The organism is Sphingobacterium sp. UGAL515B_05 (assembly GCF_033097525.1).
GTDB lineage: Bacteria > Bacteroidota > Bacteroidia > Sphingobacteriales > Sphingobacteriaceae > Sphingobacterium.
In genome coordinates this window covers 3,831,434-3,851,800 of record NZ_CP109907.1, presented here as the reverse complement: position 1 = coordinate 3,851,800, position 20,367 = coordinate 3,831,434, and the positions used below count along the sequence as shown (strand labels likewise).

The window sequence follows — 20,367 nt, the reverse complement described above, 5'->3', positions numbered from 1 at the left end:
TTATATCAGCTGCATCGCTGCCGTCCCTCCCTAGATTTATAATTGAATTAATAAGCCAAACTTAGGGAGTTTTAGCTGACCAAAACATATACAAATCCGTCAAAAAACATACAATTTTCGGTCAAAACAATGGATTAGACTACGAAGAACACGTTTTTGAACTTTTATTCTTATTTCCCCTTTCCATCAGACTTTTGGTATTCTGATGGAAGTTTCCCAAATTCCTCTTTAAAACATTGACGAAAATAAATTGCACTATTAATACCGACTAAGAATGAAACTTCGGTCACATTATAGTCTCCTGACCGTAACAGTTCGGCAGCTTTGTGTATACGGATCTTACGTACCAACTGGTTTATATTTTTCCCTGTGATACCTTTGAGTTTTCGGTATAGGGTTGACTGACTCATATTCATGCGTTCTGCCAGTGTAGATGCATCTAATACCTCGTCTTGCATATGCTCTTCGACAATGGTCACAAAATCCTGCACAAATGCATTTTCACGCCATAAATTGTCCTGTTCGATGGCGGCTTCTGTGGAATCAACGCGTGTTTCGGGGTTAATCTTTTGCAACACAGTGGTATTCATGGCTTTTTGTTTTCGCAAAAGGTTGTCAATGCGTTTTAGTAGCAGCGTGCTCCCAATCGGTTTTGTCAAATAGGAATCAACGCCAAGCTCATACCCTCGTTGTCTGTCCATGTCCGTATCTTTCGCTGTCAATAAAATGATTGGAATATGACTCGTTGCACGTTCTGTTTTCAACTTCTCTGTCAAAACAAAACCGTCCATATCAGGCATCATCACATCACTTATAATGAGATCGGGTACACTGGACTGCGCAAGTTCAACGCCTGAGACTCCATTATCCACCGCCGAAACATCATAAGTCACACTTAATATGCCAACTAAATAGTCACGCAAATCTCCGTCATCTTCAATTAAGAGCAAAAGAGGCCGGCCATGATCAACCGTAACAGATTCCACTTCCGCATTAAAAGCTAGGGATACAGATTTTTCAGATGTACTTCGATTTGATAAAAACCGAACCGAAACTTTGGTTCCCACCCCTTCGGTACTCGCTATACTTATTTTTCCCTGATGAATTGCCGTTAACTCCTTGACCAACGCCAACCCTATTCCCGTCCCCTGAACGCCTACTTTGGGAATCTGATAGAATTTCTCAAAAATTCGATCGATGTCCTTTGCTGGAATACCGCAGCCCGTATCTTCCACCGTTAATATAGCCCAATTAGCAAGATTAGACTCCTCGAATGTTAAACTCAACTTGATATATCCACAATCCGTATATTTATAGGCATTTGATAAAAGATTATCTACAATTAATTGTACAATTTCGGCATCAAACAAGGTACGTATTTCAACTTTAGGTAAATCGGATAATATTTGGAGTTCGGGTTTATTATTTAGGGCCTTATATTTTTGAATGATATCGATAAGCATATCGTTCAAAGATCCAGTTTCAAGCACCAAAGGTTTGAATTGGGACTCGACCTTACGAAATTCCAAAAGTTGGTTGACCAACGCAAAAAGCCTATTCGCACTTTTCTGAACAGTCTGTACCAAGCTCTTATGTTTTGCTGGTAGCAATTCATCTTGAGATAAATCATCAAGCGGTCCTAGAATCAGCGTCAATGGTGTACGGAGTTCATGCGTGATGTGTGTATAAAAATTCATCCGTTCTGAATGCAGCTGCTCATCCTGATGGAGCTGTCTTTCTTTGAACTTCAATTCGGCCTCAGCTTTCATCCTCTTGAAATAAAAGTAAATAAGCGTATAAAGGATGAGCAATAGGAGTATCAGATAGCTTATTTTTGCAGCTATACTCAAATAAAAGGGTGGAGATATTTTAATAATCAGTCGTTGATATGACTGAGACCATTCTCCATTTTTCATGCGCGTCCGAATCAACAATTGATGGTCTCCATAGGGAATATTTCGGAAGTCCAAATTGGTCTCGTTCCCTAGAAAAATCCAATCATTGTTCAAGCCTTGCAATTGATACCCAAATTCGACCAATCCATCCAATGCAAAATCCATCACGGCAAGTTCAACCCGAAAACTATTCTCCTTGTAATCAAGCTTAATTTCGTTATTTGGTGAAGGATATTTGTCCTGCTGCGCATTCGATTCACCCGATCGAAAGACTATAAATCGACTTATCTGGACAGGAGATGTCGGCATATTTGTCGGTATGTCATTTGGCTCAAAATAGCAGATCCCGTCTTGCATTCCAAAAAATAGCCTATTTGTCCAATCTTTCCCTACACTGCCATTAATAAAACCACCCAGCGGTAATCCAAATGACTGATCATATTGTAGAAAACGTTTTTCTGCTGGCAAATAGCGGAGCATCCCGGATTTGGTTGAACACCAGATATGCCCGTTTTGTGCTTCTGCTAACCCATTAACAAATAGCCAGGCACCATGATCGGTTGGCATTAAAATGTTTAAGTTTCCAACCGGCCTGCTTGCCTCCTGAATTGCTATGCCCTGATTCGTGGCAATCCAGATATTATTGTTCCTATCCCGCATCAAATGATTGATCGTATTGTTGCGTAATCCGTTTCCACTGTCCATTTTTCGGATGAGCTTACGCTGGGAATCATAGATATAAAGCCCCTGTCCATATGTTCCGACCCACATATTATGCTGGCCATCCTCTATCAGCGCCCTAGGGGCGTAGTCTCCCAGCATTGGATTGTTCATAACAAGTTTCTGAACATGATGGTTTACGGTATCGTAAATAAAAAGCCCCTGATAGGCTGCAATCCAAATAAAACCAGCATGATCTTCGTAGATGGCCCTGACATCTGTCACCTTTTCACCGAGATCAATTTCTCTCCAGTTGGTTGATCCGGCGTACATAACAGCAATTCCCCCTTTTCGTAATCCCAACCAAGTATGTTGATTATGATCCTTAAAAGCAGTGAGTATAAAATCATCGGGGCTCCCGTTATTCCGCTTCATCTGCTTAAGCAAATGACCTTCTTTATCCATAGCAATGATTCCGGAACCTTCTGTCGTCAACCATACAGCCTGATTATTCTGAAAAATAACATTGCTCACTGTTGCTAAACGATCCGGAAGCATATTCTCCGTAGGGAAAACATTAAAAAAAGGCTTCATATGACTTATGACCCCCAAACCGCTTCCATAGAGCGCCAACCAGATATTGCCGAATCTATCGGGGGTAATATGCTGTACACGGACATTGTTGCCTTTTCCAAGGTCAATTACCTGAATATGCTTAACAGCATCAACCCTTTTATCAAATCCATAATTGGCCTTCAGAACAAAAAGTTGGGAAGATTCGTCTCCGATCCAAATGTCATCGCCAATCTCGCGGATGGAAAAGATAAAAGGCTCATTCCGGTTCTTTGATATTTGTGCTAATGAAATAAATCTGATTTGACCACTTAAGGGATGATATACAGCCAATCCTCTTCGAGTACCAATCCAAATATTGTCGAAACGATCGCGTAACAAAATTTTAACTTCGTTATCCGGTAACTGTCCAAGCGTACTTTTATACGTTAATCGTCGAACCGAACGTTTTATTGGATCAAGTATCGTTAGGCCCTCATTGACGTGACCAATATATAACATCCTCCTTTTATCTTCGACCAAGGTCCAAATACTGTTTTCGGGAAGATCAGGAATATTCTTTTTATTAAAACAACGAAATTCTTTCCTCGCAATATCAAAATATTGTATCCCCTGATGATATGTCGCCAACCATAAATTCCCATCAGCGCCTTTGATCATATCGGTAATATCATTTGTAGCAATAGATTTGGGATTACCTGGATCGTGTGTATAATAGTTAAATGTATTGGTCCTCAGATCAAGTACATTCAAGCCATCTGCACGCGTACCGATATAGATCTTCTTATCATCGTAAAGAAGTGTATTGATTTCATTGCTATTGACAGAAAGACCATCCTGTTGTTCTGAAGCGTAATAGGTCTTAAAGGTCTTACCGGCGAATCGATTAAGACCGAGTTCGGTCGCTATCCACATAAATCCTTCATCATCATGAACCATATGCAAAACCTGCTGGTTGGTCAAGCCATCTTGAAGCGAAAAAAAATGGGCACGAGTAGGCTGCGCAAAAGTTTGGCCCAACTGCCACAGAAAAATAATGACAACTAGCAAATGTTTCATAGATACAAAAACGACAACAAAGAATCTTTACCTTCTATTTAAATACATTTTAAGGTCGGCTGGAGGTTTCGCACGAAAACCTGTTAAATAACAAGTTACCTATAACGACTGGTCCAAGACGTTAAAAACAGGTATTAAAATACAATATTTCCTCCTTCACAGGTTATTTCAGGGCTAAATATACTACATTATTCATAAACGTCAACTAAACATTTATGATCAACATCTGCACCACCTAAAACAGACATGTGCGTAGTATTTAAATCCAATACCTGAAATATTGGTATATTGCAACAAAATCTAATAACACTTGTAAATCACAAAAAACACGTTCATGAATAAAATCTTCTCAACCTTACTCCTATCCTGTGCCCTGTACCTGCCGACACTAAATTTTGCGCAACAAAAAAATGTACTTCCTCAACTCATTCCATTTCCGCAGCAGTTGGAGGCTAAGCCAGGCCTTTTTCAGCTAAAGGGTCAAGAATTGGGTTACTATATTGATCCAACCCTATCTTCTAAATCATTATCGGGATGGATCGACCATTCCCTATTCGGGAAACTAAACAAAAAAAACGTGAAGCAAGCCAGCGCCACGTTGCGATTAATTAAAAATCAAGGGCTCTCAAATGAGGGCTACGAATTGATAATAGATCAAAAAGGTATCCAGATCATCGCCGCATCTGAAAAGGGTGCATTTTATGGATTACAGACAATCCAGCAATTATATTTACTCTCAGGAACAACAGCTAAGCTTGCTCTACCCTATGTAACGGTCAAAGACGAGCCTGCTTTCCAATGGCGAGGTGTCGAACTCGATGTAGCCCGTCATTTTTTTCCAAAAGATTATATTTATAAATTTATCGATCTACTTGCAACATACAAGTTCAACAAATTTCACATGCACCTGACAGACGATCAAGGTTGGCGCATAGAAATCAAAAAATACCCCAAACTAACCGAACAGGGTGCTTGGCGGACGTATAACAATCAAGATTCAGCCTGCTTTGTGAAAGCCAAGGAAAATCCCGACTTTAATCTGCCCAAGGAACTGATCCGCACAACAAACGGAAAGGAAGAATATGGCGGTTTTTATACACAACAGGATATCAGGGACATTGTTGCCTATGCGAGTAGCCGACAAATAGAAATCATTCCGGAAATAGATATGCCAGGGCATATGATGGTGGCTACAAAGGCCTATCCCGAACTCCTATTGGACAGTCAGTCCGCGGGCTGGGGAAAACAATTTTCTGTACCGATCAGCCCCTGGAAAGAAAGCAGTTATACTTTTGTTGAGAATGTACTAAGCGAAATCATTGAGCTATTCCCATCACACTATATTCATATTGGTGCCGACGAGGTAGAAAAAGATTCCTGGTCAAAATCAGCAGCGGCCCAAGCTTTTATGAAAGAAAAGCAAATACTTAACTTACATGATCTGCAAAGTTACTTCGTCAAAAGAGTGAACAATTTTATCCGTTCAAAAAATAAACAGAGTATCGGCTGGGATGAAATATTGGACGGCAGTTCCGATACCAGCATGATGGTCATGTACTGGCGTGGTTGGGTAAAAAATGCACCTATGGAAGCCGTTAACCGTGGTCACCGCGTCGTGATGACACCTACAAATCCGCTTTATTTTGATTACCTCCCCAATAGCAGCAGCCTAGATGCCGTGTATAATATGAGTGTGGTCCCTTCGGATATATCCAGCCAAAAAGCACATTTGATCCAAGGTGCACAAGCCAATATCTGGACAGAAATGATCCCCTCCACTGCGCGGTTAGAGTTTATGATCCTCCCACGTTTAAGTGCTTTATCGGAACGCGTATGGACCGACAAATCCCTGTATGATAGCTATAGAAATCGAGTAATTGCACACTTTGGACTCTGGAACAAAATGGGTTTACGGTATCGTATGCCAGACCTCAACGGTTTCGCCGAAACACAGGTAATTGTCGACGGACAATCTACACTAAAAGTCTCGAATGAACTTCCCCAAAATCCAATACATTATACCACCGATGGTAGTCTTCCAACAAAGCAAAGCCCAGTGCTGAACGGCTCTCTTGTCGTTAAAAAAGAAGGTCCTATTCGTTTTGCGACAATCTCACCTTCGGGTGCAAAAAGTGAGCTCTATCAGGTTGATTTTAAAAATGATACGTGGAAAAAGGGTATAAAAGTTGATGAAAGTACCGTCGCTCCGGGCCTTAGAGCGACATTTTTCAATGGAACTTTTACCAATACTTCTGCCATTTCGGGTCCCGAAGTGCGTCAGGAAGTGATAAGCAATGTAGCGCTAAGCGATACCATCAAAATACCTTCTTTTGGTGCAAAAATAAGAGGATACCTCTACGTCAAAGAAAAAGGAATCTATAATTTCTATTTTACTTGTGATGATGGTGGTGTTCTGCGGATCCATGATCAGCTTGTCGTTGATAATGATGGACAGCATGCACCAATTATGAAAAGTGGACAGATTGCGTTAGAAGCAGGCTACCACCCAATTGCTGTAGATTTCCTTGAAGCTGGCGGAGGTTTCACCTTAAAACTTCAATACAATGTCAATGATTCAAAAGTGATCGATATTCCCAAAGCGTCTTTTTTCCATAAAAAGGATTAAAAAAAATCGACATAAAATAGCAGTGATACCCTCCCCAGTGCAGTCAATGCTCACTGGGGATTTTTTTACCCCACAAGATTCTGGTCTAACGCGAAGCTAAGGATAACATATTCGCAAAAAGACGATACGCCCCTGCTACTCCTGCTGGCAGTTGTCTAAACAGCGACAGGCTGTTATAGATATAATAACCTTTTCCTTTTTTGTGCAGTAGCAATAACCCATCTTCCGTACGATTATCTCCATTTTGCCCACGCAGTATCGGTTCAAAATCCGAAGCCCATTTTTGAGGTAAAAAAAGTGCCCGGTCCTGCACCCAATTTTGAAAATCATGCTGTCCGATTACATTAGGGTAGTTCAATATGCGATGGGAAGGGTTCAAAAATGATATCTGACTTTCCGTATCTGTAATTCTTTCCGGGGAAACTGCTAAAGGATAAGCTCCAACCTCCGTCAAATGCAAATCATACGGAGTATTATACTGCCCTATCAATACACCGCCCTGCTCAACATAGTCACGAAAAAGCTGATGAAATCCCGCAATTAGGGGATGGCTATTGTATATTCGTATTCCCAAAACCACTGCATCAAAGCCTGAGAGATCAATTCCCCCAATTGACTCAAATGGAATAATCTCCAAATGACCAACAAGCTGGCGTAAGCTACCTGCTAGTTCATCGTTCATCCCCGAAATATAAGCAACCTTCTGGGCCGTAATATTCACGGGTAAATTTAGCACCCGCAATATGCCTTTGGGAAAGTAAGTTACTTGATTAACATGTGGATAAACAATACTTCTGGATGTGAACGGATACCGCCCTGTAGCCGTCTCAATCTCAAAGCCGATCTCCTGAATATATTCTTGCTGCGCAGGCGAACTCAACTCAAAGCTAAGCTTCTCGGTTGCATTCCCCGCGATATTGAGCTCAATTTCTTTCGGAAATACATCGAGCCCATCCGGTAGCGTAAGCTTAACCTTTATAGATAAGGATTCGGAGACATTAGATTGTAGCTCTAAAGCAATTAAACGTCTGGTCGCATTGGAGAGCACCACGATATCCGAATCAAAAGTTGCTGTCACCGGAGGGGCCACTGTAACAGGACTACCAGCATATTTCACAGGCAACTTAACCGCGATCGGCAAGCCGGCAAACTGCAGTTCCAAATCAACAGACAATTCAGTTCCAAATTGTGTCAATACAACATCAGCAGGCGACGCCGGCGCATAGTTATGTGCATCGCCCTCAGCACTAAGCCAAGTTGGAAAAGAAGGTAAAATCGTATCCAGAAGCTGACCATTTAAATGGATCGTCTTCGAAGGTGGCAAAGTAGATTCTATTTGCTCTCCGTTACGGATAAATGGAACTTTCACCGCAGTCAGCTGTAGATTGGATTCTGTTGGAATGTGCACATGCAAAACCATATTCACCTCGTTCCCCGGCACCCACAGTGCCTCGCTTGCCTGTACTTCCAAAGATACACCAGCAAAGTCGAGCAGAAGACGCTCTACCTCAGCTCGTTTTTCATGGATAACATGGCCATCGGGAACAATCCTCATCCAAAATAAAATCGTTCCAAGCTCCAAGACAAGTTCTGCTGTATCTGACTCACATTTTGCAATGAGGTCGTCCACCAAGCGATTAAATACGAGTGAATAAGAATCTTGAGCAGTATATTGTTTAAAAATAGCGTGCTGTTTCTCCGAACTGATCGGTGTACCTTTTAATAATTCAAAATATTCGGTACTAGGCTGATGCCGAACCAGACTTCCCATAGCCTGAGAACGATGTCTATTACGGCTTTCCGCAGCAATCTCACCATAATGAAAATCCAAATAGCCGTGTCTCACTGGAATATCCAGCGAAAAATACGCTGGCAAAGGCCTTACTTCTCCACCGATATCCTTCACACCACTGTCCTGATACACATTCCACAACAGCTGCCGAGCCTGCCAAGGGCCCAATTCGGATAGCTGTTCTATATAAGCTGATGGATCAGCGGCCAGATCAAAAGCCTTTGCCGCCAGAATTGCTGAGGCCTGATGATGCCCATGTGCGTCTGGGACATCCGGTGAAAAACGTGTTACAATTACAGTAGGGCGAAAATAACGGATGGTCCAGACCATATCGGCAAGAACACCGTTTTCATCCCATCGTGCCAGCGTTTCATCGACAGATTTAGCAAATCCAAAATCCTTAGCACGTGTAAAAAACTGTTTTGTTCCCTCAATTGCACGGGCTGCAAGTGATTCCTGCACCCGAAGTACACCCAGATCCAGTCCCTTTTCTGTGCCTATAAAATTCTGTCCCCCCTCACCACGCGTCACGGAAAGATAGGCCGTATCGACCAACTGATGCTGAGCCAAAAAGGTCAACAATTTATTGTTCTCGTCGTCCGGATGAGCACCGATATATAAAACACGATCGGACATTTTAAGCCTACATAACGCACGCACCATCATTTGTTCTTTACGCGAAAAAACCTGATCTAAATGTTGTTCGTGTGCCTGTTGTGCTAAATATTCCAATGCCATATCCTTCCTACTAAATATTTCTACGGCTCAAATATAGGAATATTTTTCAATAAACTACTAAATAGGTAGATTATATATTTTAATCAAGAATTAGTATTAATTATAATGATGGATTAGCGTTAAAAACAAACATGTTGCTTGTAAAAAACACTAATCCAATCGTATCAATACACGCTCTTTATGGGTGTCAAATTCATCGTTGGCTCCTTTTCTAAACTGCATAACCTTTTCGATATGGATACTACTATGGTTTTTGCTGAGGGTAAAGTATTTTTGCCGGAGCTGAAAACTAAAAGCTACTTAACTGTAACACCTCACAAAGATGCCTCCCCTTTCTGTAGAAATTTAGAATTGAAAGCCGCTGGTATTTATTTTTGATCTACATCATGCGTACACTGCCTGCTCAATCTTGTTTTGTATAAAAATTAAATGCTTTCGTATAATATCGATTTCCCGGTGTCACCAGGAACATAGATTTGTAAGGATACCTCAGGTAATCGGGGAATCAAATGATTTTGAACGCAAATAAATTAGTAGCGATGAAAGTTAGGCAAGTGATGATTTTTAAAAGTTCTGTAAAGACCAAAGACAAGAAAAATTTTTTAATGCAATTGGTCAAGACCCATCTTCCACAAGTACAGGATGCCACGGTTGATCTTGATGATGAGGATGCTATTTTCCGGTTCGAAACAGAAGAGTGTTGTGTCGACCATCTGACAAATTTCCTACGTAGTTATGGTATCCAAGTCGATTTCCTGGAACGCTTTGTGATGGCCTAAATTAGCCATCAGATCAGAGGAGTCCTCCTGTATATTGTTTAAAGAAAGATTCTCGATAGATCTCACCAATAGGGATTTCAAACTTATCGATGTAAATAGTATGGTTATCAAAAGAATCAATAAACGATAAATTAATCAGATAGGATTTGCTGGTACGCGCAAACAGGCTCACCGGAAGTTTCTGGTGAATTGTCTTCAAATTCATTGCAGTAATCAGTTTATTGTTCCGGGTATAGATAACCACATAATCTTTGAGTGCTTCTATAAAGCGAATATCAGTAAATGCAATTTTATAGTATTTCCTATCCGATTTAATAAAAAGTGCATCCTCACTGGCCTTCTCAACCGTACTTTGGTTTTCTTTTAACGCCAGTAAATTTTTATAGGCCATTGCTTTATCGATCGCTTTAGCTAAGCGGTCTTTATTGATCGGCTTCAACAGATAATCTATTGCATCCAATTCGTAACTTTTCAGTGCATATTGCGCATAGGCTGTGGTCAGGATCACCAGCTTGTCGTTGGGAAGAGACTGTGCAAAATCGAGTCCATTGACCGTCGGCATCTCGATATCCAAAAAAAGTAAGTCCACCGGGTTTGTCTTAATACATTCCAATGCCGATATCGCATTGGAAAATGTACCGACTATCTGAATAGACGAAATTTCTTCGATTAAATTTTTCATTTCCTCCCTAGCCAGGGGCTCATCGTCTACAATAATGCAATTCATAAGGGAATAGTAAGTTTAACGCTATATAATGTCTCAGTTGTTGACACCGACAGTTCATAATCATTTCTATACAGCAGATCCAGTCGTCTTTTAGCATTAGCCAACCCCAGTCCGCTATATTTGCTTCGGACAAATGAGTTGTCGGGATCTTTCGAATTTTCACATTCAAAACAAAGCTGCTGATCCGTCTCAGAAAAATGGATTGTGATGAAAGTATCAGCATCACCGGCGCTGAGACTATGTTTAATCGCGTTTTCAACAAAGGCCGTAAATAGATGCGGCGGCAGAAATACGCCTTTTTTTTCCAATTCTATTGGGCAAGATATACGCGTTTTTAAGTTATCGCGGCGTATTTCCTCCAATTTCAGGAAATTGCTTATAAAATTGATTTCGGACTTGAGAAGTGTCTTATCATCGTTATTTTCATACAGCTGATATCTTAGAAAATCTGATAACTTCATGATGACCTCGGTAGCCATATTCGGATCTTTTCGAATTAAAGCTTTAACGTTGTTCAGCATGTTGAATAAAAAATGTGGCTGAATCTGATTTTTTAAGGAAACAAGCTCTGTGGTCAAAGCCAGGTTTTTCAGTTCAGAAATACGCTTATTGTCTTCCAACCAACGTTTAAAAAGCTTAAATGTCGTGGTGGTTAGAATAATCGGAATACAGATAAATAATGCGGCGATTAGCCCCATAGAGTCCGACTCCGGTTTTTTTATAGCGGGAATATGAATGGAATAGATGTAATTTGCAATGTACATGACTACCAGTAAACTGGCCGTTACCAGCAGTATCAATGCTAAGACATATAACTCATATTTGGCCTTAAAGAAAAACTTTGGGATCAGTACATACATATTGGCGTAAAACATGCAGACGAATACAAACCATAGGATAATAGAAAAATAAAACCGATAACTCCCTTGAAAATGAGAACTCGAATTTGCATTTGCAAAGAGCAACAGTAAACCGATCAGAAAAAACACATGTCGCAGTGGCCTGAATTTATTTTCTGTAAAATACCTTAAAACAATGCTATTATTGAAGTCTTGCATGCATTAGAATGATTTTAACCTAAATAACAAAAATAAAGCTTTTCTTGGCAAGAATCCGATCTCTTATACGAAGACCTGTTTTTTTTATACCAAAACTGGGAGATGATTTTTAACGTTCCTTTTCACTGTTCCCCTAAATTGGACTTTTGTATAAAAACAAGACCTGTTGGTCTAAAAAAAAAATCCCACCTACAATTTTCGGCTATCCTTACCATGATTTTAATCATACATTTATGCAAAAAATACTTTTAGTGTTTGTACTATTGTTTCGTATATCCACTTCAATCGCACAGACTAAAGATAGCGTACAGCAAAAAGTGAGGGCTGTTGTTACCGACAAATTTCCCATAACACGGGTACTCAATTTGACCTATGAATCCAATACAGGATACCGTTATTCATCAAAACTCCAAGGTCAGGATTTACCTAAATCAAAAGTAGAATCGATGTACCAAGCCGGAGGTAGTATCAACATTAATTTTTTAAAGAGCAGAACCTGGAACTTGGGTACCAACATTGGCTATCAGTTCACTTCTGTCAACTCCAATCGCCTAGACCCCATCGCACAATCCACCATACAGTCAACCCATCAATATCATTATCATTACGAATCACTTAATCTTACCCGTTATTCACGTTTATGGGGCAAAGTAGCATTTTATACCGCAACGGTTGCTGCCAATGGGAGTGAAAAAGCAATAGAACGCATTAATGGGGTATTATCTGCTACTGTGGTACTAAAAGCTACGCGGGAGATTCAAATGGCGGTAGGCCTCATCGGCTTTATAGATCCGGCAGCCATTGTTCCGGTTTTCCCAACCTTTGCCTACAAGCAGCAATTTGCCAATGGGATGATACTTGATGTCATCTTACCTAAAGGAGCCTATCTTCGAAAAGAGGTCTTGCGGAATGGCCGCGTTTCAATAGGTTCCGATTTAAATAGTACGATCTTTTACCTCTATAACTTTCAGGGCGCTGAAAAAGTATATACCTTCAGTCAGATGGAAATCAATTCGGGTCTGACTTATGAACATAACCTGGGCCGATCTTTTATTGCTACCCTTAAATCAGGACTAAAAACCATACCTCGCGCACGCGTATTTGAAAAAAACAAAACCCAACGCGATTATGTATGGGAAGCAAGCCCCGATCCTTCGTTTTATATTAATGCGGGGCTTTCCTTCAATCCCTTTGCTAAGAAAAGGAAATAATATCTTTTTTTCGGGTTATCCACCCCATATAAATCGATGATTGAAAGAATCGAACAGGAGGTTCAAATCCGGCTTCTTCACAGAGCTCGGCTAACCGTTCTTCCGAGACATGCAACAATTCATGCTCGATTCTTCGCAATCTTTGAGCGACCTGTGTTTCATCTATCCCATCGGGCAGAAGAAGTCTCAACAACTGCAAGTTTTGTTGAATCTGCTCCTTATTGCCCGTAATATCTAATAATAACAAGGGTGCTTGCGACATCATTCTCTTGGAAATATCTTGGAGCATAGCCAATTTTTGGCCATTGTCTTCTAAAAAGTGTAATACAAGTAAAAGTGTCGCAGCACCATATTGCTTCTCTTCGTCCAAATCACTTACCACACCTTCGACAAGATGAACATTTTCGTCCGCTTCAAATTTTTCCAGGGCCTGACTAATCATCTCAGGCGACGGATCTACCCCCGTTATAGTCCAAGATTCTGCTGTGTCAACAAAACGTTCTATTTCATTTCCTGTGCCACATCCGACCACCAATAAATCCTTATTTTCGGTTTCTCGGAGGAGCTTAGGCAGCTGATCTAAAAAATAATGGTAATTGGGAATCCAGGTCTCAACAAATTGGTCATAGCCACTTGCGCGTTCATTTTCAAACAGTTCTACTTTATTCATTTAGCTAACAATAATCGTTCAATATAAAATCAGTATGCAGTTAAAAGGTATACCTTTTCTGCATTCCAAATATACATCCAAAGTCATCTATTTAAAACTATTCTAAATAACTAATGATTATTCTGACAATCTCGTTACTTATATTTCACCGAATAGATCGGTCAAAGAGTTTCTATATTCAGGTTATATCAATACTATTTTTTTTTGAGCGCGTGTTAATTACATTTTTCAGATCGATTCCTTTCGCCAATCAAGGCCTAAAGATATTACCCAGCGTGTACATGTATTCAATAGCATTAAAATAAGCCTCCACTTTCTTATAATACTTTTTTAGTATAGACATTAATACAAATTAAAACCTTAAAGGTATTATTTTAGACATTACATTCTGCTCATAGTTAATTTTATCATGCATGGTGACGATAATTGTCCCACAACTATGCTGTCCTTTTACTATACAATTTCAAAATTGCTATAACACTTTGAAATTTTTGGAATCATAAGGATGATTTTCAACTATCATGATCAAGCGTTTTAGGAAGAGATCCCTATTTTTTTTATGGGGGATTGATGAAGGTTCAGAACCGTAACTTAATAACATCTGACAAATCAGCATAAAAAAGGCCAGGAAATCAACCCCTGACCTTCGAAAAATACAATATCTAACCTACATTACTTACTTTTTTAACCGATGCAGATCGCAAATAGTTTTAAATATTTTTAGGAAATTCGTCTTTCCACCAGGTAAAACGCCAGTCATCGCCTTCTTCTTCGGTCAACAGGCATTCTTCCAGCTCCGCCAGATATTTTTCTTTATCCAGATCCTGACCTATAAATACCAATTCATTTTTTCGATCTTCCCACTCCGGATGCCAACGTTTAAGAAGTTCAGCTCTGATTTCGGCATAACCGGGATACTGATAGCGCTGCTCTTCGGGCATGCTACTCCACCATGAGCCTGCACTTTCCAACCTTACGCTACCACCTGCCTGACTAAAACTGATGGCCAAATGCGGTCGGGAGGCCAACCACAGTAGACCTTTGGCTCGTATGATATTGTGCGGGTAACGCTCGTTGAGGTAACGGTGCAGCCGTTGTGGATGGAAGGGCCGTTGCGATCGAAAAACAAAAGATGAAATACCGTACTCTTCTGTTTCGGGTGTATGTTCATTTTCAAGTTCCCTGATCCACCCTGCCGAAGATGAAGCTTCATCAAAATTAAAAGAGCCCGTACCCATAATTTCCCGGGGGTCAACGCGTCCAAATTGTGTACGGATACGCTTTGCACCTGGATTGAGCCGCCCAATTGCAGCCTCCAGCGTACCCAAAGTTTCCTCAGATACCAGATCGGCCTTATTGAGGAGGATAACATTCGCAAACTCGATCTGATCAGTCAACAGATTTACGATCGCCCTATTATCATAGTCGTCATCCGTCAATTTCCGATCTAATAAGGTGTCGGCGCTTCCAAAATCTTTGGCAAAGTTGAAACAGTCCACAACTGTTACCATGGTGTCAATATAACTGAATGTAGACAGGTCAATCGCATTATCATTACCAACATAACTGAATGTTTGGGCAACAGGGATAGGCTCCGAAATACCAGTACTTTCGATAAGAAGATAATCAAAACGGTTTTCTTTCGCTAGTCGCTCCACCTCCACCATCAAATCCTCTCTTAATGTACAACAAATACATCCGTTGCTCATCTCTACTAATTTTTCTTCCGTTCGTGAAAGTACATTTTCGCGCTCAACAGCCTGTGCATCGATGTTCACTTCGCTCATATCATTGACAATGACGGCCACCTTCTTACCCTCCTTATTGTGTAAAATATGATTCAATAGTGTTGTTTTTCCTGCGCCTAAAAATCCACTTAAAACGGTGACAGGCAATTTAGTTTTTTTGGAAATGCTGCTCATAGTAATTTCGTTTTAACAAATGTAAAAACAATAACACTTAAATGCAACACTGTTGCTTTATTATTGTGCACACTAAACCAAAAGTCTTCCAAATGCCCTTAACACTTATCAATGATTAAGATAAGTTTCATTTAACCTGATCAGCAAGACGTTGCCTTGATACGTTCACGATCAGCATCCCAATACTTGCAGTCCAGTTCGATAAATAGGGAACTGTAAGACAGAGTTGACTCTGTCTTCAGCCGACAAACCCAAAAGCTGTACTGCTTTATCCATTTTCGCGAATACTTCTTCGTGCATCAGCGGGATTGATTTTGTGTTAAGAAGCAAATTATTTATCCATTTTTTCATAGCCATTGTATTGTTAGTGTATCTCCATTTTTTAGCATGACTTGCTCCTTAAAACTAAGGATCAGACGCCCATCGGTGCGTTTCAGCTCAACCAGTTCAATCGACCTTTCATTTTGCTTTACAATGAGTTGTTTTTTATTGAGCGACAGGTCATCCGCATCACCTAGATGAAATTCATGAAGCATCAATTGACCATATTTCAAGGTCAGTGTACACTGACATAGCCCTTTAGTTTTTCGCTTCTGGGCATAGGTCCCCCATCCTTTTGCTGTTGTGAAAGGCGCCTTGAAATCTGCTTTTCCTAACTTAGGGGCAAATCCAATCTGTCCTTTCGGCCCATGATAACTAAAACCGCAGGCGCTGATAAAGGTTCCATAACTTGCCATGGCACGTGCATAATGATCGCTGCATTCAATCTCATTAAAAGGATTTCTCTTGGCAGCATGATGGCGATCGTGGATCACCCTTGTCAATGTTAAACTTTCGTCAACCATGCCTTCAGCCATCATATGTGCTGCGACCTGATGTTCAAAGCCACTCATGCATTCATGGAAATAACCTAATTGCCAGGTCGTATTGTCCCCATAAGCCTTGTCTTCATTCTTTGGATTAGTGTTCATAACCATGCCCCCCTCCCCAGCCAAGGCATAAGGCCTTCCCCCAAGATGTGTTTTTATATAGGGGCCAACATCCATGGTAAAGTTATATTTCCAGAGTGCTTTCAATGCAGACACTACGTTCTCCTGACGATTGACCCCCGGCATGTCCACTTGTCTGCACCAGGCCTGACCATAAACCTGGTCAATATGACAGGTATTATAAGAGCCTAGCATTTTTCGCCCCTGCAGCATATCGGGACGATGAATATAATACTCTCCATTAAAGAGTTTGCTATCCATATTTTCAGATCCCTTACTAACATATTCCAAACACAATTTTTGAAACGTTTTATCACCTACTTCCTTCGCCATCAATGCAGCAGCCTGTATTGCTGCGAGACATAACCCGACAATCCAGGCAATTTCACCTTCCCAGACCGCATCGAGTGTATTTTCCATTGGCGTATCGGTCATACCATCCTTGTTTTTATCCTGATCAAGAACAAATTGAACTGCCTTCTTAAGTTTAGGCCAGTTTCGCTTAAGGAATTCGCTATCGCTGCTCATCTGATGATCGCGATAGAAGCGTAGAATAACACCAGCCTGCCCATCAATCGCTGGTCTTTTTTCATATTCAGCACGAAAGATGATGGCACCGGTATCAGACTGAAAGCCAACACCTAAATCCGTCACTTCACGTAAATTACGTTCAAGATCCGGAAATATCCTGCCCATGGACTGCCCATATTGCCAAACGTGCGTACAGGTACCGGCACATGCCCCTACTCCTTCCCAGCCCCAAAATCTTCCCGAAGCAAAACGCATGGTATTTGCTGTGGCCAGTGTGCCTATATTGACAAAAGTACGATCCATAAACCAGTACGGCAGTGTTGTATCATTCCAGGTCTGCTGCCATGCCATGGTTTCGCTCTCGAGTTTTTCACGATTGTTCAAATAATAATTGATTACTTCGGCCGCATTACTAAACCTGGCACCATACCAATAGCCCGATTGCGCATCCTTGAGGTGAAGTTTCAGTTTAGGGTGCGGATTGTTAAAATACCAGGATATTGCATAAGAAATTTGGCTTGTCGCCCTAGCTTTTATTGTCCGTTTTACCGTAAAGGCACCTACTTGCAAATCCGAAAAATCGACGGTCGAATCCACCCTATCCGCCTTTACCTCCTGCGGTTTTACAGGCCATTCCTCTAACCTCGTCGTGGGTTGCGCATCGAAATCAATACAGGTAAAAGCCATTGATCCATGGTCGCCAGCTTCCATGGCTTGAGTAGGAACCTGATCGCAACTAAAAAGCAACACTTGAGTATCGGCATGTTCGGTAAGATAAGAGCGTTTCTTTACCGCATCAAAATCCTTCCGCCCTTTATGTACACCATTTTCCATCCAGCCCGTGACCGTTACATCGACTGACGCGTCGCCTTTGTTCTGCAATTCGATATGTATAGTGGTAAGTGGCAAAGAAGAATTATCCTGATCCAATGGAATAAATGGCGAATAGGCAACCAACACCACATCCAATGGGAAATCTGCACTGCTATAGGTAATTTTACAGGTAGGATATGTTGCTTCAAATGCAACCTCATCCCAGTGGTTTTCTCGGAGCTCTTTGATCAACTGCTTTCCATTAACCGCAGTTGAAATCGCAAAGCCCTGTTCCATACTCCGCAGGTTGTCTGCTATAGCAGGCTCAATATAAGCAGATCCATCCCTCGGCCTTACAGTGACCAATTCTTTTCCATTGTTCCATTGCACATTTTTAGGTTCTATCCCCTCGCACTCACCATCATAAGCCGTATTAAATATCTGCCACAACCATAGCCGACCATCACCTCCTATATAGACCGTACCCGAATGTAAACCACCTACAGGCATTCCAATGTACCGAAGCTCGTTTTTACTTTTTCGATAGGTGATTTTTTCTCCCTTTTCATACAGTGAATCAAACCATTGCCTGCTGAGACCTTTTTCCGCTGGAATGTTGTGAACAGGTTTATCCCAGGCAAATACGGTATTTGACCATACAGGAAATTTGCTGGCCAATACGCCCAGGCCAACTAAACTGGCTTTCTTAAAAAAACTTCTTCTGTCCATTCGTTTATAATTTATTGCCGTCCCGAATTTAGCGGAAGGAACTATTGGTTTTGTCTGCACAAGATATTGAAATATCCCTGATATCCAGCAACAAACATCCCCACAACAAATGGTAAATTATTAAAAAAGTTAAAGCCGCCTGATGTAGCAAAATCAGAGCGGCTCAGCTTACAGCACAGGAAAGTCTGTAAAGGTTACCTACCAGTGGAACTATTAGCTTAAAACAAACGCACTTTAAATCCCAGTTGATACTGGTCAATATGCGCATCCCAGTTGTCTACGATTTTATTATTCTTTTTGAACTGTCGGTATCTAAAATACAGCGCGCCAAGGTCTATCCCTAATGCGTAACCTATCCGTGTACGACTGTTGAACGCTGGTTTTCCATCATTGAGCTTATAAGCGTCGTCATTGAGCAACAAATTAAGGTCTAGACCGCCCAGGATAGAAAATTTTCTCGTAAAATTAACTTTAAGGTACACCGGAGTGTTGAGGTATTTCAGCGAACGGGTCCCTTTGGACAAACCTCCGGAAAGAGAAGCTGTGTTGTCATTAACACGTATACGGGTTAAGTTATAACTAGGCTCAACTTGAATATCCATCTTGTTATTAAGTCCAAAAATCAAATCTCCGCCCAATTGATACCCCATTCTATTGCCACCAAAAACATAACCATTTGCGCGTGAAATATTACCACCGGCCCGAAGTCCGAAGCCCATTTGTCCGTAACAGGCGGTCTTGAAACCAAACAATCCCATGATCAAAAAACAAACTAGCGCACCATGCTTCAACTTGAATCGATCTATCTTTATCATTTTTACCATAAAACACACCATTACATTAGACCAATAACTGTTTTCCGGCAATTTGCAACTTCACAAAATAGGCGATATTCTTTTTCTTTATACTTTCCTTCAACATTCGGGCTTCCAGTGTAAAATAAGCATGATTTCGCAAGAAGACTAGGGTCAGCGCATACCAAATGCGCTCGTCGATCACCTGATTTTTTCTATAGTTTATCTCCAGATACATCCTTTGGTTAAGATCAATAAAACTTTTACTTCCCAAATGAAATGAGACTGCATCCACAACTATTTCTTCCAGCAGATTTTCTGGCTTTTTCGAGGGTCTTGTTGCAAAAATGCACATTTCAACTTTTTTGATTACGGACTCTGCAACCAAATGTTCCTGTAAAAAACACCTTGCTGCAGTTGCGCTCCTCTGGCGGGTTCCTTTTACCCCTTCAAATAGATAACCTATATCCTGAAAATAAGCGGCACAATTTACGACGAATTTATCTTCGACCGTCAAGCTATACTTTTCACTCAGGATAACTACCGCATTTACAATATCACGCACCCGATCAATCGTGTGAAAACACAGTTGTGGATTGTGGTTCTCGCGGTAACTCTGCACTAAAAAAAGATCTGCCTGCTGAAGTAAGTTTGTGTAATCCATTTAAACAAAACTAAAATTTCGTAAAAAATAGATTTAACATATTATACCAAAGGGCCTATTTTTTATACCAAAAGGCCCTTAAACAAAAAAGGCCAGGTAATCATACCTAGCCTTTATCCTTAAATTTTCCTTTTTCT

The 20,367-nt window shown here is 40.8% G+C and carries 12 protein-coding genes; 3 read left to right on the top strand and 9 right to left on the bottom strand.

Annotated features, from left to right (window positions below):
• Positions 1 to 170 precede the first annotated feature (170 nt).
• Entirely contained in the window at positions 171 to 4,187 is a 4,017-nt protein-coding gene (locus OK025_RS15640) for a two-component regulator propeller domain-containing protein (protein WP_317665118.1), read from the bottom strand.
• A gap of 334 nt (positions 4,188 to 4,521) precedes the next feature.
• Between OK025_RS15640 and OK025_RS15635 the strand changes: the two genes are divergently transcribed.
• The gene (locus tag OK025_RS15635; RefSeq protein WP_317665117.1) at positions 4,522 to 6,813 is read left to right on the top strand and encodes a family 20 glycosylhydrolase; all 2,292 of its coding nucleotides are present in this window, start codon (positions 4,522 to 4,524) and stop codon (positions 6,811 to 6,813) included.
• A gap of 85 nt (positions 6,814 to 6,898) precedes the next feature.
• Here OK025_RS15635 and OK025_RS15630 read toward each other — a convergent pair whose 3' ends face one another.
• Positions 6,899 to 9,343, bottom strand: coding sequence for a PIG-L family deacetylase (locus OK025_RS15630; protein WP_317665116.1), 2,445 nt, complete (start codon positions 9,341 to 9,343; stop codon positions 6,899 to 6,901).
• A 539-nt stretch (positions 9,344 to 9,882) separates the two neighbouring features.
• Here OK025_RS15630 and OK025_RS15625 point away from each other — a divergent pair.
• Positions 9,883 to 10,122, top strand: coding sequence for a hypothetical protein (locus OK025_RS15625; protein ID WP_317665115.1), 240 nt, complete (start codon positions 9,883 to 9,885; stop codon positions 10,120 to 10,122).
• A gap of 13 nt (positions 10,123 to 10,135) precedes the next feature.
• On the opposite strand, the gene OK025_RS15620 is transcribed toward OK025_RS15625, so the two are convergent.
• Entirely contained in the window at positions 10,136 to 10,849 is a 714-nt protein-coding gene (locus OK025_RS15620; protein ID WP_317665113.1) for a LytTR family DNA-binding domain-containing protein, read from the bottom strand.
• Positions 10,846 to 11,907, bottom strand: a complete 1,062-nt coding sequence (locus tag OK025_RS15615; protein ID WP_070568077.1) for a sensor histidine kinase — start codon at positions 11,905 to 11,907, stop codon at positions 10,846 to 10,848. Before OK025_RS15615 ends, OK025_RS15620 begins: the two co-directional genes overlap by 4 nt.
• 233 nt (positions 11,908 to 12,140) lie before the next feature.
• Here OK025_RS15615 and OK025_RS15610 point away from each other — a divergent pair, with 233 nt between their 5' ends.
• Positions 12,141 to 13,118, top strand: coding sequence for a hypothetical protein (locus OK025_RS15610; protein ID WP_317665110.1), 978 nt, complete (start codon positions 12,141 to 12,143; stop codon positions 13,116 to 13,118).
• On the opposite strand, the gene OK025_RS15605 is transcribed toward OK025_RS15610, so the two are convergent.
• The 5 genes from OK025_RS15605 to OK025_RS15585 form a co-directional block, all read right to left on the bottom strand.
• Positions 13,102 to 13,788, bottom strand: a complete 687-nt coding sequence (locus OK025_RS15605; protein ID WP_286848030.1) for a class I SAM-dependent methyltransferase — start codon at positions 13,786 to 13,788, stop codon at positions 13,102 to 13,104. The genes OK025_RS15610 and OK025_RS15605 overlap by 17 nt on opposite strands.
• A gap of 710 nt (positions 13,789 to 14,498) precedes the next feature.
• Entirely contained in the window at positions 14,499 to 15,710 is a 1,212-nt protein-coding gene (locus tag OK025_RS15600) for a GTP-binding protein (protein ID WP_317665107.1), read from the bottom strand.
• 347 nt (positions 15,711 to 16,057) lie between these two features.
• Positions 16,058 to 18,772, bottom strand: a complete 2,715-nt coding sequence (locus OK025_RS15595) for a GH116 family glycosyl hydrolase (RefSeq protein WP_317665105.1) — start codon at positions 18,770 to 18,772, stop codon at positions 16,058 to 16,060.
• Positions 18,773 to 18,990: 218 nt separating this feature from the next.
• Positions 18,991 to 19,587, bottom strand: a complete 597-nt coding sequence (locus OK025_RS15590; RefSeq protein WP_317665104.1) for an outer membrane beta-barrel protein — start codon at positions 19,585 to 19,587, stop codon at positions 18,991 to 18,993.
• Between the two features lie 25 nt (positions 19,588 to 19,612).
• Entirely contained in the window at positions 19,613 to 20,230 is a 618-nt protein-coding gene (locus OK025_RS15585) for a hypothetical protein (protein WP_317665102.1), read from the bottom strand.
• Positions 20,231 to 20,367: the final 137 nt, after the last annotated feature.

Coding starts and splice junctions, on each gene's coding strand:
- OK025_RS15610 (WP_317665110.1), top strand. CDS start 12,141: ATGCAAAAAATACTTTTAGTGTTTGTACTATTGTTTCGTATATCCACT.
- OK025_RS15605 (WP_286848030.1), bottom strand. CDS start 13,788: ATGAATAAAGTAGAACTGTTTGAAAATGAACGCGCAAGTGGCTATGAC.
- OK025_RS15595 (WP_317665105.1), bottom strand. CDS start 18,772: ATGGACAGAAGAAGTTTTTTTAAGAAAGCCAGTTTAGTTGGCCTGGGC.
- OK025_RS15620 (WP_317665113.1), bottom strand. CDS start 10,849: ATGAATTGCATTATTGTAGACGATGAGCCCCTGGCTAGGGAGGAAATG.
- OK025_RS15630 (WP_317665116.1), bottom strand. CDS start 9,343: ATGGCATTGGAATATTTAGCACAACAGGCACACGAACAACATTTAGAT.
- OK025_RS15640 (WP_317665118.1), bottom strand. CDS start 4,187: ATGAAACATTTGCTAGTTGTCATTATTTTTCTGTGGCAGTTGGGCCAA.
- OK025_RS15590 (WP_317665104.1), bottom strand. CDS start 19,587: ATGATAAAGATAGATCGATTCAAGTTGAAGCATGGTGCGCTAGTTTGT.
- OK025_RS15625 (WP_317665115.1), top strand. CDS start 9,883: ATGAAAGTTAGGCAAGTGATGATTTTTAAAAGTTCTGTAAAGACCAAA.
- OK025_RS15615 (WP_070568077.1), bottom strand. CDS start 11,907: ATGCAAGACTTCAATAATAGCATTGTTTTAAGGTATTTTACAGAAAAT.
- OK025_RS15635 (WP_317665117.1), top strand. CDS start 4,522: ATGAATAAAATCTTCTCAACCTTACTCCTATCCTGTGCCCTGTACCTG.
- OK025_RS15585 (WP_317665102.1), bottom strand. CDS start 20,230: ATGGATTACACAAACTTACTTCAGCAGGCAGATCTTTTTTTAGTGCAG.
- OK025_RS15600 (WP_317665107.1), bottom strand. CDS start 15,710: ATGAGCAGCATTTCCAAAAAAACTAAATTGCCTGTCACCGTTTTAAGT.